Genomic DNA, 13,775 nt, shown 5'->3' on the forward strand with positions numbered 1-13,775 from the left:
TCACCGTGCCGTCCCTCAGACGACGGCGGGGACGCGCAGACGGGCGAGCAGCAGCATGCTGATGTCCTCGGTGGCGAGGCTCATCGGCTCGCGGATCGGGCCGGAGCCGGGCGGCAGGTCGCCCAGCACGAGGTCGATGCCGTCGGAGAGCACCACGCTCCCGCGGCGGTCGGCGAGCGTGCAGGCCAGCCAGCGGCCCGTGGTGCCGGGGCTCCCGGTCGCGAACGAGCCGATCAGGGTGGCGGCCGCGCGGGCCGGCGGGACGAACGCGAACCGACGCCAACCGAGCGCGTCGACGGTCTCGACGAGCGTCTCGGACCCGGCCGTGGCGTACCAGTGCATCGACGCGCCGTGCATGAGCGTGATGTCGTCGGCCGACGTCTCGTAGAGGCTCAGCGGATGCACGTCGGCGACGGTGGCCAGCACGTCGGCGAGGCGGGCCCACAGGCGCCGTCCGCCCTCCCCCGGCTGCACCCGCTCACGGTCGACGAATCGAGACGCGCGGACCGATCGGGGCCCGAGGTCGCCGTCGGGCGCCACGAGGACGTCGGGGGTCGCGGTGTGCCACCAGGTCTGCATCCGGATCACCTTCTCCGACAGGCGCGAGGTGCGCCGTCCCCCATGAGACCGGGCAGGAGCGGGTCCATGACGCGACTCGCACCAGGAGTCTCAGGAGTGCCGTGCTGTCACGCGGGCGAGGAAGTCGACCGACGCGGTCAGGACCCGCCGCGCCTCGGGTCTCGTGAGGTCGAACTGGAACTCGTGGTTCAGGCCGGGATGGAAGTGCGTCTCGTGCTCCACCCCGAGCTCGGCGAGGCGTGCCGCGAAGACGCGACCCTGCGCCGTGAGCGGGTCCTCGTCGCCTCCGCTGAGCAGGGTGGGCGGGTACGCGGCGGTGGCGTGGTCGACGACGGACGACTCGCGAACCCGCGGGTCGGTGAAGTCCTTCGTGCCGAGATACGCCCAGCCCACCGTGCGCACGAACCAGCCGCCGAAGCCGGTCGAGTGCATCGCCGTCGGCGGGTCGTACGGACCGCAGTGCAGCATCGTGCCCACCAGATGGTCCGCCTCGAGGGGCGGCTCGATGCCGAGCAGGTCCGCGTAGTCCGGGCTGGTGACGAGAGCCGCGTACTGCGCCGCGATGTGCGCCCCGGCGGAGTCCCCGGCCAGCACGACGCGCTCGGGATCGACGCCCAACTCGTCCGCGTGCTCGCGGATCCAGGTCAGCGCCGCCCCCAGCTGGCGCACCGGCAGCGGGTACGGATGGTCCGGAGCGAGCGAGTAGTCGATGCCGATCCCTACGTAGCCGTGCTGGGCCAGCAGGCGCAGGTACGGCGCGGGCTGGGACCGGCCGCCGCCGATCCAGGCCCCTCCGTGCGCCCACACGACGACCGGCAACGGCCCGGCGGCTCCCTCCGGCGACCAGACGTCGAGGACCTCGTCGGGGCCATCGCCGTAGGCCAGACCGGTGCGTCCGACGACGCCGGTGGCCTCCATGCCCTTGACCTCGCCCGTGTCGGTCAGCGAGAAGAGCCAGTTGATCAGTGCGACCCCGGGCCGCGGGCTGACCCTCGCCCACACCAGGACCGCGCCGAGGAGGGCGGCCAGGCCGAATGCCGCACGACCCATCCACCGACCGAGGACTCGAAGGAAGCGCACGCGCCGAGCCTAGGGCGGATCAGTCCCCAGCGGGGCGCATCTCGCTGGTGCATCACGGGTGATGCACCTATGATGCTGTCCATGCGAACCACCGTCGACCTGCCTCCTGCGGTGCACCGCCGTGCGCTGGCACTCGCGGAAGCGCGCCACCAGTCGCTGTCCGCGGTCGTCGCCGAGCTCACGACCCGCGGCCTGGCCTGCCTCGGTGAGCCGGTCGAGATCAGCACCGACCACGTCAGCGGTCTCCCGGTGATCTCCATCGGGCGAACCATCACGTCGGCCGAGGTCGCCGACGCCCTGGACGACGAGTGACGGCACACCTGCTCGACGCGAACGTCCTCATCGCGCTCACCGTCGCGGAGCACGAGCACCACCGGGCCGCGGCCGCCTGGGCGGGGTCCGGCGTGGAGCTCGCGCTCTGTCCCGTCGTCGAGGGCGCGCTGGTGCGCTTCCTCGTCCGCCTCGGTGAGAGCCCGTCCACCGCGCAGGCCGTCCTCTCGGCGCTGTACGCCTCGGGCCGGTGCGCCTTCTGGCCCGACGCCACGTCCTACGCCGACACGCCGCTGGATCATGTCGTCGGGCATCGACAGGTCACCGATGCCTACCTCCTCGGGCTCGCCGCCAGCCGGGGCGCCCGTCTGGTCACGTTCGACCGAGCGCTCGCCGAGGCGTCCGAGCGTGTCGATCTGCTGACCTGACCGAGCGCTCGGCGGCTCCCGCAGGGATCAGTCCGCCGCGGCGCCCAGATGCACCACGAAGCCGCCGGGGTCGCGCACCTGCGCGACCCGCTCGCCCCACGGCATCACGTCGGGCTCGGCGATGCTCGTCGCGCCGGCCTCGAGCGCCCGCCGGTACGCCGCGTCGACGTCGTCCACGTAGAGCCACAGCGCGGCGCCGACGGGCTCGGCCGCCAGGTCCTCGTCGAGCCCGAGGCCGAGAGCGGAGTCACCGATGCTCAGGGCGACGTACACGTCGCGGCCCCCGGCCTCGAACGCGTAAGTGCGCTCGGCGCCGAAGGCGTCACGGTAGAACGCCTCGAGTCGCGGGAGGTCCCGCGTCGAGAGGATCGCGAAGCTGCTCCGTACCCCCATGCGGGCATCGTACGAAACCCCGAGGGTCAGATGCCCAGCGTCAGATGCCCAGCGACCGGCCGACGATCTCCTTCATGATCTCGGTGGTGCCGCCGTAGATCGTCTGGATGCGGGTGTCCCGGTAGGCCCTGCTGATCGGGTACTCGCTCATGTAGCCGTAGCCGCCGTGCAGCTGCAGGCACGCGTCGACGGTCTTCTTCTGCAGCTCGGTGGTCCACCACTTGCCCGCGGCCGCGTCGTCGATCGAGAGGGTGCCCGCGTTCAGGGCCTCGATGCTGCGGTCGACGAACACCTGCGCGATGCGCTGCTCGGTCTCGAGCTCGGCCAGCACGAAGCGCGTGTTCTGGAACGACCCGATCGGCTTGCCGAACGCGTGGCGCGACTTCACGTACTCCAGCGTCATGTCGATCGCGGCGCGGCACGCGGCCGCCGCGACCACCGAGATCGTCAGGCGCTCCTGCGGCAGCTTCTCCATGAGGTAGACGAAGCCGCGGCCCTCCTCGCCGAGCAGGTTCTCCACCGGTACGCGGACGTCGTCGAAGAACAGCTCGGCGGTGTCCTGCGCCTTGAGCCCCAGCTTGTCGAGGTTGCGGCCGCGCTCGAACCCCTCCATGCCGCGCTCGAGCACGATCAGCGAGACGCCCATCGCGCCGGCGTCGGGATCGGTCTTGCACGCGACGATCACGAAGTCGGCGTTGATGCCGTTCGTGATGAAGGTCTTCGCGCCGTTGACGACGTAGTGGTCGCCCTCGCGGACCGCCGTGGTCTTGATGCCCTGCAGGTCGGACCCGGTGCCCGGCTCGGTCATCGCGATCGCGGTGATCATCTCGCCGGAGACGAACTTGGGGAACCAGCGGCGCTTCTGCTCGTCGTTCGTGTAGCTGAGCAGGTAGCCCGACACCAGGTCGGTGTGCAGGGCGAAGCCGACACCGCTGGCGCCGATGCGGGTGAGCTCCTCCTGGAGCACCGCGTTGTAGCGGAAGTCCGAGACGCCGCCACCGCCGAACTCCTCGGGCATCATGAAGCCGAGCAGGCCCAGCTCGCCGGCCCGCGTCCACACCTCGCGCGGGACGATGCCCTCGCGCTCCCACTCGTCGTGGTGGGGCACGACCTCCTTCTCGAGGAAGACGCGCACGGTGTCGCGGAACGACTGGTGCTCGGGCTCGAACAGGGTGCGTTCCATCAGTTCTCCTCGTCCTGGACGGCGACCTTGCTCTCGATGAGGTCGTCCACGTCCTCGATGCCCCACGCGGTCAACGCCTCGCGGGTGCTGGCGCCCGGGCGTTCCGGGGCGCGGTGGATCCCGGTCTCCGTCGCCGAGAAGCGCGGAGCGGGAGCGGGCTGGGTGATGCCGAACGCCGAGACGTAGGTGCCGCGGGCGACGTTGTGCGGGTGCTCGTAGGCCTCCTCCGTCGGCATGACGGGTGCGACGCACGCGTCGGTGCCGGCGAAGAGGGTGGTCCACTCCTCCTGGGTGCGGCTGAGGAACCACGTGCGCAGGGTGTCGCGCAGGTCGGCCCAGTTCTTCGGGTCGTTGCGGTCGGGCAGGTCGCCCAGGCCGACGGAGGCGAAGACCTCCTGCATGGCGTACCAGAACTGCGGCTCGAGCCCGCCGACGCTCATCCAGTAGCCGTCGGAGGTCTCGTAGACGTCGTAGAACGGGGCGCCGGTGTCGAGCAGGTTCGTGCCGCGGCGCGGCGACCACGCGCCCGACTGCTGCATGCTGATGGTCATCGACAGCAGGTGCGCCACGCCGTCGGTGATCGCCGCGTCGACGACCTGGCCCTGCCCGGTGCCGCGCGCGTGGGTGAGGGCGGCCAGCACGCCCGTGACGAGGTACATCGACCCGCCCGCGAAGTCGCCCAGCAGGTTCAGCGGGACCTGCGGGGGTCCGCCGGCACGGCCGATCGGGTCCAGCCCGCCGGCGACCGCGATGTAGTTGATGTCGTGTCCCGCGGCGTCGGCGAGCGGGCCGCTCTGGCCCCAGCCGGTCATCCGGCCGTAGACGAGGCGCGGGTTGCGCGCGAGGGCGACCTCGGGTCCCAGCCCGAGGCGCTCCATCACCCCGGGACGGAATCCCTCGATCAGGATGTCGGCACGCTCGACGAGGTCGAGCACCATTGCGACACCCTGCTCGTGCTTGAGGTCGATGGCCACGCTGGGCCGGTTGCGGCCCAGGACGTCGCGCTCGGGCGGCGCGACCTGCAGGGCGTTGCCGCCCGGTCGATCTATGCGGATGACGTCGGCACCGAGATCGGCGAGCAGCATGGCCGCGAACGGGCCCGGGCCGATCCCGACGATCTCGACGACGCGCACCCCGGCGAGGGGTCCTGTGCTCTGGGTCACGCCGTGATTCTGACACCATCGCTGTCACAGTGGCAACCGCGGTGCCGCGGCCTCGCGGGGCGGGCCCGCGTGGTCCCGTTCACACCCGGCGAAATCTGTGCGATGCTGCATGCGACATCGTCGATGTCACATCGGGCGGGCGTCCGGTGGGTGAGCCTGAGGAGTCCCCAATGTTGAGCGAGATGGCCTACACACGACGCGGCCAGGGCGAGCCGCTCGTCCTGCTGCACGGCATCGGGCACCGCCGCGCCGCGTACGAGCCGGTCCTCGACGAGCTGGCACGGCACTACGACGTCATCGCCGCCGACCTTCCCGGTCTCGGCGACTCGCCGCCCCTGCCCCACGGCACGGGCTACTCGGCCGAGAACGTGGCCGCCGCGATTGCGGAGAACTTCACGGCCTGGGGAGTCGACCGCCCCCACGTCGTCGGGAACTCGCTCGGCGGACTGCTCTCGATCGCGCTCGCCCAGCGCGGCGACGTGCGCTCGGCCACCTGCCTGTCCCCCGCGGGCTACTTCCGGCCGTGGAGCCTCCTGCAGGCCACCGTCACCCTGCTGCCGCTCAAGTTGGGCTCGTACCTGCCGAAGCGGGTCCTGCGGGCGGTCTCGCGCCTGCCGATCGGTCGCCGCCTCATCGGCTTCTCGCTCTACAGCCACCCTGACCGCTACACCGCCGAGCGCGTCTACGGCGACGCCCTCGCGATGAGGCACGGCCAGGGCTTCTGGCGCTACTTCATCCGCTGCTTCCCGCTGGGCTTCACCAGTCCCGAGTCGTTCCGCGGCTCGGCCAGGGTGCCGATCACGATCGCGTGGGGCGACAAGGACCTCATCCTGCACAAGTCGCAGGCCAAGCTGGCCGCGAAGCGGATGCGCGGCGTGGAGTTCGTGACCCTCGCCGACTGCGGCCACGTGCCCATGGGCGACTCCCCCGAGCAGGTCGTCGCGGCGATCCGCGCCACCACCGCCCGCGCCACCGCGGCCCGGGACGACTCCTCCGTCGCCTGAGCGCTGGTCTCGATACGCCGCTCGTTCCTCGCGAGCTACTCGATCACCGGCCCGGCCGGTGATCGAGTGCCGGCGAGCGCAGCGAGTCGTGGGGGCACCTCCCGCTCGCGGGGGACTATCGAGATGCGTCAGCGGGCGCCGGAGTGGCGGGCCAGGAAGGCCGCGGTGCGCGGGTCGCGCGGCGCGGTGAACAACTGCTCGGGCGGCCCGGACTCGACGATCCGGCCCTCGGCCAGGAACACGATCCGGTCGGCGCACTCGCGGGCGAAGTCCATCTCGTGCGTCGCCATGACGATCGTGCGGCCCTCGTCCTTGAGCTCGCGGACGACATCGAGCACCTCGGCCACGAGCAGCGGGTCGAGCGCGGACGTGACCTCGTCGAGCAGCAGCAGCTCGGGATCCATCGCCATCGCCCGGGCCAGCGCGACCCGCTGCTGCTGACCACCGGAGAGCGAGTCCGGGTACGCCGCCGCCTTCGCGTCGAGACCGACGCGCGCGAGCAGCTCGTGGGCCCGCCGCGTGGCCTGCGACCGGGAGACCCCCTTGACCCGGCGCGGTCCCAGCACGAGGTTCTGCAGGACGCTGAGGTGCGGGAACAGGTTGAACGCCTGGAACACGAACGCGATCCGCGCGCGGGCCGCGTTCTCGTCGATGGCCGGGTCGGTCAGCTCGAGGTCGCCCAGGAAGATGTCGCCGTCGTCAGTCAGCTCGAGCAGGTCGATGCAGCGCAGCAGGGTGGACTTGCCCGACCCGGACGCTCCGATGAGGCACACCACCTCGCCGCGGCCGACCGTCAGGTCGATCCCGTCGAGCACGACGTGGTCGCCGAACGACTTGCGGACTCCCTCGACGCGCAGCATCACTGGCCTCCCTGACGACGCATGGAACGGATGGTGAGCCAGTCGGTGAACCGCGCCAGCGGGATCGTCACGACGATGAAGAACAGCGCGGCCACGCACAGCGAGGTCACGTTGAACGTGGTGGCCTGGTAGACCGAGGCCGCGCGGAGCGCCTCGACCAGGCCGATCGTCGACACCAGCGCGGTGTCCTTCTGCAGCGACACGAAGTCGTTCATCAGCGGCGGCGTGACGTTGCGGACGGCCTGCGGCAGGATCACGCGCGTCAGCGTCTGGCCGTACCCCAGACCGAGGGCGCGACCGGCCGCCCACTGCGTGGGGTGCACCGACAGGATGCCCGCCCGGATCACCTCGGCCACGTAGGCGCCGTAGCTCAGCGTCAGGGCGATGACGCCGAGCCAGAACAGGCTGGTGGGGACCCCGGCCAGGCCGAGCGCCGGGAAGCCGAAGCCCACCAGCATCACGACGAGGATCGTGGGGATGCCACGGAACACGTCGGTGTAGGCGGCGGCGAGGAACTTGAAGGGCGCCATCGCCGGCGCCGGGATCACGCGGACCACCGCGACGAGCAGCGCCAGCGGCAGCACGAGCAGCTCGACCGTGAGGAAGAGCCGCACGTTCAGCCAGAACGCGTCACGGATCGCGGGGAAGGACTCGCGGGCGTGGTAGCCGCTGAAGAACGTCTCGCGGACGCGGGGCCAGCCCGGTGCCGACGTGACGACCCAGGCCAGCAGGCCCAGGACGACGAGGCTCGAGATCGTCCCCACCACCACGCGGCGCAGCGTGCGCCGGCGCCGGAAGGCGTTGCGCTGCTGCTGCCGAGCGGACGGAGGGGGAGGGCTCGCGAGCCCCGCGTCGTGGGTCACCGGGTCACTTCAGGACGGGGACGTCCTGCGACGCCGACAGCCACTTCTGCTCGAGGTCGGCCAGCGTGCCGTCCTCGGTCAGGGCGGTGACCGCCTGGTCGACGCACGGGGTCAGCTCGCTGTCCTTCTGCAGCAGGAGACCGAACTGCTCGGGCTCACCGCCGTCGAACTCGAACTGGCCGGCGATCGTGGCGTCCTCGAGCTCGGCGGCGACGAGGTAGAAGGCGCTGGGCAGGTCGGCCACGATGCCGTCGACCTGGCCGTTGGCCAGGGCGAGGGCCGCCTTGGTGGTGTCGTCGTAGACCAGGGGGGCGTCCTCGGTCTCGAGCGATTCGATCGCCTTGAGCGAGGTGGTGCCGATCTGGGCGCCCAGGCTGGCGGTGCGGAAGTCGGCGAGGCTGGAGGCGTCGGCGAACTCGGAGTCGTTCCGGACGATGATCGCCTGCGCGGCCGAGTAGTACGGCTTGCTGAAGTCGACAGCGTTCTGGCGCTCCTCCGTGATCGAGATCTGGTTGATGTCGAAGTCGAAGGCCTTCTTGCCCGGCTGGTAGGAGACGTTGAACGGAACCTTCGTCCACGCCACCTGGTCGCGGGTGAAGCCCATCTCCTCGGCCACGGCGTAGGCCACGGCGGACTCGAAGCCCTCGCCGTTGCTGGGATCGTTGTCGGTGAACCACGGCTCGAACGCGGGGTCGTCGGTGGCGATCGTGAGCTTGCCGGACGTGGTCAGCGGCAGCTGGTCGGCGGCGCACTCGCCGCCGGCGGAGGCGGAGGCGGTGGACTCGGACGCCTTCGCGTCGTCGGAGTCGTCGGACGGCGCGCAGCCGGCCGCGACGGAGAGCATGAGCGCCAGGGGGACGGCGAGCAGGGATCGCTTCATGGTGCCCATCGTAATGGGCACGAGACACCGTCTCGTCGTGCGGATACGTATGAACCTCGTTGCATATGGTCCGGCCGAGCCCTAGGCTCCCCGCATGGCCCTCGACCACGCGATCCTGGTGTCGCTGACCGAGCGCGCCGCCAGCGGCTACGACCTCGCCCGCCGCTTCGACGCCTCCATCGGCTACTTCTGGCCGGCCAGCCACCAGCAGATCTACAAGGTGCTGGCGCGGATGCAGGAGGCCGGCTGGGTCGAGAGCACCCTGCAGGAGCAGGACGGCCGACCCGACAAGAAGACCTACGCGATCACGCCCGACGGCGCCGCGGAGCTCGATCGGTGGGCCGCCCAGCCGACCGAGCGCGAGGCGCTGCGCAGCGACTTCGCCGTGAAGCTGCGCGCCTTCCGCGACGCCCGGACCGTGCTCGCCGACACGCGCGCCCGTCGCGCCGCCCATGCCGAGCGGCTGGCCGAGTACGAGGCCAGCGAGGCCCGCTTCTACCCCGATCCCTCCGCGCTCGACGGTCCGGACCTCGGCTCGTGGCTGGCGCTGCGCGGCGGCATCCTCGGCGAGCGTCAGGGCATCGCCTGGTGCGACGAGATCCTCACTGTCCTCGAAGCGCGCGGATCCCGATGACGAGCACGATCACGCCCAGCGTCATCGCCGTGCCGATCAGCACCAGGTGCACCCAGAAGAACGACGTCGGCTCCTGCCACCTCGCCCCGCCCCACGCGCGGTCGTCGTCGACGATCGCCTTGAAGAAGCGGGGCCAGATGACGATGTTGAAGACGCCGGCCGCGATGAGCAGCCAGGACGCGAGCTTTCCGATCACCCCTCCATTGTCCCCACCGAAGGGAACCCGCCCATGAAGGCCTTCCGAGAACTCGTCGAGCGCGGCATCGCCACCGGCTCCCTGGCCGGGGTCGAGGACCTGCTGGCCGACGACGTCGTGTTCCGCAGTCCCGTCGCCCACAAGCCGTACCCCGGCAAGGCGATCACCACGGCGATCCTCAACGGGGTCGCGCGGGTCTTCGAGGACCTCCACTACGTGGGCTCCATCGAGGAGGGGAACCGCAGCGCACTCCTCTTCGAGACGAGGATCGGCGACGTCACCGTGAACGGCTGCGACTTCATCACGACGAACGACGAGGGCCTCATCACCGAGTTCACCGTGATGGTCCGCCCGATGTCGGGCGCCACGGCCCTCATGGAGGCCATGGCCGCGGAGTTCCCGCAGATCCAGGCCGACGCCGCCGCCTTCGCGGAGCAGCAGCGGTGAGCGAGTTCCCGCACCTGCTGAGTCCGCTCGACCTCGGCTTCACCACCTTGCGCAATCGCGTGGTGATGGGCTCGATGCACACCGGCCTGGAGGACCACGCGAAGGACCTGCCGAAGCTCGCGGCCTACTTCGCCGAGCGCGCCAAGGGCGGCGTCGCCCTGTCGATCACGGGCGGGTTCGCGCCCAGCTGGCGCGGCTGGCTGCTGCCGTTCGGCTCGGAGATGTCGCGGAAGCGGCACGCCGACAAGCACCGTCTCGTCACCGATGCGGTGCACGAGCACGACGGCAAGATCGCGCTGCAGATCCTGCACGCGGGCCGCTACGGCTACTCGCCGTTCAAGAAGGGCGTGTCGTCGGTGAAGTCGCCGATCACGCCGTTCCGGGTGTCCCCGATGTCGACGAAGGAGGTCGACCGCACGGTCACCGACTTCGCGCGGTCGGCCGCCCTCGCGAAGCGCGCCGGCTACGCCGGCGTCGAGATCATGGGCTCCGAGGGCTACCTGATCAACCAGTTCCTCGCGGCGCGCACCAACACCCGCACCGACGCGTGGGGTGGGTCCGCCGAGAAGCGCATGCGGTTCCCGGTGGAGATCGTGCGTCGCACCCGCGAGCTCGTCGGCGACGACTTCATCGTCCAGTACCGGATCAGCCTGCTCGACCTCGTCGACGACGCGCAGTCGTGGGAGGAGACCATCGCGCTCGCGAAGGCCCTCGAGGACGAGGGGGTCACGATCCTCAACACCGGCATCGGCTGGCACGAGGCACGGATCCCGACGATCGTCACGAGCGTGCCGCGCGGCGCATTCACGTGGGTCACGGCGAAGCTGCGCGCCGAGGTCTCGGTGCCGGTCGTCGCATCCAACCGCATCAACACCCCCGAGCAGGCCGAGGCGATCCTGGCCGCCGGCGAGGCCGACCTGATCTCGATGGCGCGGCCGCTGCTCGCCGACGCCGACTTCGTGAACAAGGCCGCCGACGGGCGCTCCGACGAGATCATCACGTGCATCGCCTGCAACCAGGCGTGCCTGGACCACACGTTCAAGAACCAGCGGGCCACCTGCATGCTGAACCCGCGGGCGGCGCACGAGACCGAGCTGGTCCTGCTGCCCACCCGGTCCACGAAGCGGATCGCCGTCGTCGGCGCGGGACCGGCGGGACTGGCGGCCGCCGTCGAGCTCGCGGGGCGCGGTCACGAGGTCGAGCTGTTCGAGGCACTGCCCGAGATCGGCGGCCAGTTCCGCCTCGCGATGCAGATCCCCGGCAAGGAGGACTTCGCCGAGACGATTCGCTACTACTCGGTGATGCTCGAGCGCCGCGGCGTGAAGGTGCACCTGAACCGCTGGGCCTCCGTCGAGGACCTCAGCGACTTCGACGAGGTGGTCATCGCAACGGGCGTCGAGCCGCGCGTGCCCGCGATCCCGGGTGTCGACCATCCCTCGGTCGTGACCTACCAGCAGCTGATCCGCGAGCAGGCCGTCGCCGGCGAGCGGGTGGCCGTCCTCGGTGCCGGCGGCATCGGCTACGACGTGTCGGAGTTCCTGCTGCACGAGTCCGGCGAGTCGCTCGAGCACTGGATGTCCCGCTGGGGCGTCACCGACCCCGAGGTCGAGCGCGGCGGGCTCGCCACGAAGACCAAGGCCCCGCCGAGGCGCGCCGTGACGCTGCTCCAGCGCAAGGCCACGACGTTCGGCAAGGACCTCGGCAAGACCACGGGCTGGGTGCACCGCACGACGCTGAAGGACTCGGGCGTCGAGTTCGTCGGGGGCGTCCGGTACGACCGCATCGACGACGACGGCCTGCACGTGACGGTCGGCGCCGACGGCGACTCCCCCGAGTCGCGCCTCATCGCCGCCGACACGATCGTGCTGTGCACAGGCCAGGAGTCGGTGCGCGACCTCGTCGAGCCGCTCGAGGCCGCAGGCGTCTCCGTCCACGTCATCGGCGGCGCCGACGTCGCCGCCGAGCTCGACGCCAAGCGCGCCATCCGGCAGGCCACCGAGCTGGCGGCTCGGCTCTGACGGTTTCCCCGGTTACGTGGGTTTGCTGTCACTTCCCGGGGATCGCATCCCCGGTAAGTGCGAGAGAACCCACGTAACCGGGGAATCTGTCCACCGGTCGCAGCACACTGGGGACATGGCCAGACGAGTGGTGCTGCTGCGAGCGGTGAACGTCGGCGGCTCGAAGCTGCCGATGGCGGAGCTGCGCGAGGTCGCGCAGGAGCTCGGCGCGCGGGACGTCTCGACGTTCATCGCGTCGGGGAACCTGCTGGTGGACGTCGACGAGCCGGAGGCGTTCGACCGGGCCCTCGAGCGAGCGATCGAGGAGCGGTTCGGGTTCTTCCGCGAGGCGATCAGCCGCTCCCCCGAGGAGTTGCGTGCGGCGCTGGAGGCGCACCCGTTCGCGATCGAGGGCGAGCGCAAGGCGCACCACGTCTACTTCCTGCTCGAGCCGCCGAGCGCCGAGCAGGTCGACGCCCTGATGGCCCGCGGTCTGCCCGACCGGCTCGCCGTGATCGGCCGTGACCTGCACATCCGCTACGCCGACGGGGTCGCGAACACGAAGCTGACGCCCGCGCTGATCCTGCGGACGCTCGGAAGTCACGGCACCGGACGCAACCTCAACACCGTCGAGAAGCTGGTCACCCTCGCGACGGTGTGAGCCTGTGGACGGGCGGGTGCGCGGCACCGTCGCGGGCTGACATCGTCACCGGCAGCCGTCACACTGGAGGAGTGCCCGTCATGGACCTGGAGTCGATCATCACCTTGGTGGGGTTCGCCGTGGACGCCCGCTTCGATGCGCTGGCGTCACGCTCTGAGGCACTGGAGCAGCGCACCTTCGACATCGGCGCGCGGCGCCGCCCGGGGGCCGGGTGAGCGACTGGTTCGAGCGCCGGTGGCTGGTGCTCACCGGCGCGGGCGTCAGCACCGACTCCGGCATCCCCGACTACCGCGGCCCCGAGTCGGTGCCGCGGCAGCCGATGACGTACCAGGACTTCATCGCCTCGCCGGCCAACCGCCAGCGCTACTGGGCCAGGGCGCACCTGGGCTGGAGCCGGATGGGCGGCGCCGAGCCGAACTTCACCCACCGCTTTCTCGCCGAGCGCCAGGACCGGCTCGTCGGGCTCATCACCCAGAACGTCGACGGCCTCCACGAGAAGGCCGGCTCGCTCGACGTCGTCGACCTCCACGGCCGGCTCGACCGGGTGATCTGCCTCGACTGCGGCGACGTCACGAGCCGGACCGAGGTGCAGGCGCGGCTCGACGCGCTGAACCCGGGCTGGACCGAGCAGGAGGTCACGATCGCGCCCGACGGCGACGTCGACCTCGAGGACACCGCGGGTTTCGTCGTGGCCGACTGCACCCAGTGCGGCGGCCGGCTCAAGCCTGACGTGGTGTTCTTCGGCGAGTCGGTGCCCAAGCCGAAGGTGAACCACTGCTTCGAACTCGTGGAGCGCGCGGGCCGCGAGGGGGCGGCGCTCGTCGTGCTGGGCTCGTCGCTGCAGGTGATGAGCGGCCTGCGCTTCGTGCGGCGGGCGGCCAAGGACGGCATGGAGATCGTGATCATCAACCGCGGCCCGACCCGCGGCGACGAGCTGGCCACGGTGCGGATCGACGACGGGGTCGCCGAGACCCTGCGGCGCCTCGGCGAGGGCTGAGACGCGACGGGGCCCGGTGCTAGGACTAGCACCGGGCCCCGTCGCCATGATCTCGATACGCCGCTCGCTGCGCTCGCGAGCTACTCGATCACCGGTGGTCGAGTAGCGCTGCGAGGAACGAGCAGGCGTATCGAGACCGG

Annotated in this window: 18 protein-coding genes; 9 read left to right on the forward strand and 9 right to left on the reverse strand. The window is 71.0% G+C overall.

Annotated features, from left to right (window positions below; translation table 11 throughout):
• Positions 1 to 15 precede the first annotated feature (15 nt).
• Both ACY1JX_RS09555 and ACY1JX_RS09560 read right to left on the reverse strand, forming a co-directional pair.
• Entirely contained in the window at positions 16 to 579 is a 564-nt protein-coding gene (locus ACY1JX_RS09555) for a hypothetical protein (RefSeq protein WP_462563838.1), read from the reverse strand.
• A 90-nt stretch (positions 580 to 669) separates the two neighbouring features.
• Positions 670 to 1,659 carry an alpha/beta hydrolase gene (locus ACY1JX_RS09560; RefSeq protein WP_462563840.1) on the reverse strand — a complete coding sequence of 330 codons (990 nt, stop codon included), beginning with the start codon at positions 1,657 to 1,659 and terminating at the stop codon, positions 670 to 672.
• Between the two features lie 81 nt (positions 1,660 to 1,740).
• On the opposite strand from ACY1JX_RS09560, the gene ACY1JX_RS09565 reads away from it, so the two are divergent.
• Positions 1,741 to 1,971, forward strand: a complete 231-nt coding sequence (locus ACY1JX_RS09565) for a hypothetical protein (RefSeq protein WP_286930602.1) — start codon at positions 1,741 to 1,743, stop codon at positions 1,969 to 1,971.
• Complete coding sequence (locus tag ACY1JX_RS09570) at positions 1,968 to 2,357, forward strand: TA system VapC family ribonuclease toxin (RefSeq protein WP_286930603.1); 390 nt, start codon at positions 1,968 to 1,970, stop codon at positions 2,355 to 2,357. Before ACY1JX_RS09565 ends, ACY1JX_RS09570 begins: the two co-directional genes overlap by 4 nt.
• A 27-nt stretch (positions 2,358 to 2,384) precedes the next feature.
• Here the strand turns inward: ACY1JX_RS09570 and ACY1JX_RS09575 are convergent, their stop codons facing one another.
• The 3 genes from ACY1JX_RS09575 to ACY1JX_RS09585 are packed head-to-tail and all read right to left on the reverse strand — an operon-like array spanning position 2,385 to position 5,096.
• Positions 2,385 to 2,750, reverse strand: coding sequence for a VOC family protein (locus ACY1JX_RS09575; protein ID WP_286930604.1), 366 nt, complete (start codon positions 2,748 to 2,750; stop codon positions 2,385 to 2,387).
• A gap of 40 nt (positions 2,751 to 2,790) precedes the next feature.
• A complete protein-coding gene (locus ACY1JX_RS09580; protein ID WP_462563841.1) occupies positions 2,791 to 3,933 on the reverse strand; it encodes an acyl-CoA dehydrogenase family protein in 1,143 nt (380 codons plus the stop codon).
• Positions 3,933 to 5,096, reverse strand: a complete 1,164-nt coding sequence (locus tag ACY1JX_RS09585; protein ID WP_462563842.1) for a CaiB/BaiF CoA transferase family protein — start codon at positions 5,094 to 5,096, stop codon at positions 3,933 to 3,935. The genes ACY1JX_RS09580 and ACY1JX_RS09585 overlap by 1 nt, the downstream gene beginning before the upstream one ends.
• Before the next feature lie 170 nt (positions 5,097 to 5,266).
• Here ACY1JX_RS09585 and ACY1JX_RS09590 point away from each other — a divergent pair, with 170 nt between their 5' ends.
• Entirely contained in the window at positions 5,267 to 6,100 is an 834-nt protein-coding gene (locus tag ACY1JX_RS09590) for an alpha/beta fold hydrolase (protein WP_462563843.1), read from the forward strand.
• Positions 6,101 to 6,228: 128 nt separating this feature from the next.
• On the opposite strand, the gene ACY1JX_RS09595 is transcribed toward ACY1JX_RS09590, so the two are convergent.
• The 3 genes from ACY1JX_RS09595 to ACY1JX_RS09605 are packed head-to-tail and all read right to left on the reverse strand — an operon-like array spanning position 6,229 to position 8,703.
• Positions 6,229 to 6,960 carry an amino acid ABC transporter ATP-binding protein gene (locus ACY1JX_RS09595; RefSeq protein WP_078699705.1) on the reverse strand — a complete coding sequence of 244 codons (732 nt, stop codon included), beginning with the start codon at positions 6,958 to 6,960 and terminating at the stop codon, positions 6,229 to 6,231.
• Positions 6,960 to 7,823, reverse strand: a complete 864-nt coding sequence (locus ACY1JX_RS09600; protein WP_181753698.1) for an ABC transporter permease subunit — start codon at positions 7,821 to 7,823, stop codon at positions 6,960 to 6,962. The genes ACY1JX_RS09595 and ACY1JX_RS09600 overlap by 1 nt, the downstream gene beginning before the upstream one ends.
• A gap of 4 nt (positions 7,824 to 7,827) precedes the next feature.
• Positions 7,828 to 8,703, reverse strand: a complete 876-nt coding sequence (locus ACY1JX_RS09605) for an ABC transporter substrate-binding protein (RefSeq protein ID WP_462563844.1) — start codon at positions 8,701 to 8,703, stop codon at positions 7,828 to 7,830.
• 94 nt (positions 8,704 to 8,797) lie between these two features.
• Between ACY1JX_RS09605 and ACY1JX_RS09610 the strand changes: the two genes are divergently transcribed.
• Positions 8,798 to 9,337, forward strand: coding sequence for a PadR family transcriptional regulator (locus tag ACY1JX_RS09610; RefSeq protein WP_462563845.1), 540 nt, complete (start codon positions 8,798 to 8,800; stop codon positions 9,335 to 9,337).
• Here ACY1JX_RS09610 and ACY1JX_RS09615 read toward each other — a convergent pair.
• The gene (locus tag ACY1JX_RS09615; RefSeq protein WP_462563846.1) at positions 9,306 to 9,533 is read right to left on the reverse strand and encodes an SCO4848 family membrane protein; all 228 of its coding nucleotides are present in this window, start codon (positions 9,531 to 9,533) and stop codon (positions 9,306 to 9,308) included. The two genes, ACY1JX_RS09610 and ACY1JX_RS09615, sit on opposite strands and share 32 nt — an antisense overlap.
• Before the next feature lie 33 nt (positions 9,534 to 9,566).
• On the opposite strand from ACY1JX_RS09615, the gene ACY1JX_RS09620 reads away from it, so the two are divergent.
• The 5 genes from ACY1JX_RS09620 (at position 9,567) to ACY1JX_RS09640 (ending at position 13,635) form a co-directional block, all read left to right on the forward strand.
• Positions 9,567 to 9,980, forward strand: coding sequence for a nuclear transport factor 2 family protein (locus ACY1JX_RS09620; protein ID WP_462563847.1), 414 nt, complete (start codon positions 9,567 to 9,569; stop codon positions 9,978 to 9,980).
• Positions 9,977 to 11,998 (forward strand): oxidoreductase, encoded by a 2,022-nt coding sequence (locus ACY1JX_RS09625; protein ID WP_462563848.1) that lies wholly within the window; start codon positions 9,977 to 9,979, stop codon positions 11,996 to 11,998. The genes ACY1JX_RS09620 and ACY1JX_RS09625 overlap by 4 nt, the downstream gene beginning before the upstream one ends.
• Positions 11,999 to 12,113: 115 nt before the next feature.
• Positions 12,114 to 12,638 carry a DUF1697 domain-containing protein gene (locus tag ACY1JX_RS09630; RefSeq protein ID WP_286930617.1) on the forward strand — a complete coding sequence of 175 codons (525 nt, stop codon included), beginning with the start codon at positions 12,114 to 12,116 and terminating at the stop codon, positions 12,636 to 12,638.
• A gap of 71 nt (positions 12,639 to 12,709) precedes the next feature.
• Positions 12,710 to 12,853, forward strand: coding sequence for a hypothetical protein (locus ACY1JX_RS09635; RefSeq protein ID WP_286930618.1), 144 nt, complete (start codon positions 12,710 to 12,712; stop codon positions 12,851 to 12,853).
• Positions 12,850 to 13,635 carry a Sir2 family NAD-dependent protein deacetylase gene (locus ACY1JX_RS09640; protein ID WP_286930620.1) on the forward strand — a complete coding sequence of 262 codons (786 nt, stop codon included), beginning with the start codon at positions 12,850 to 12,852 and terminating at the stop codon, positions 13,633 to 13,635. Before ACY1JX_RS09635 ends, ACY1JX_RS09640 begins: the two co-directional genes overlap by 4 nt.
• Positions 13,636 to 13,775: the final 140 nt, after the last annotated feature.

This window comes from Aeromicrobium sp. JP4 (assembly GCF_054957925.1).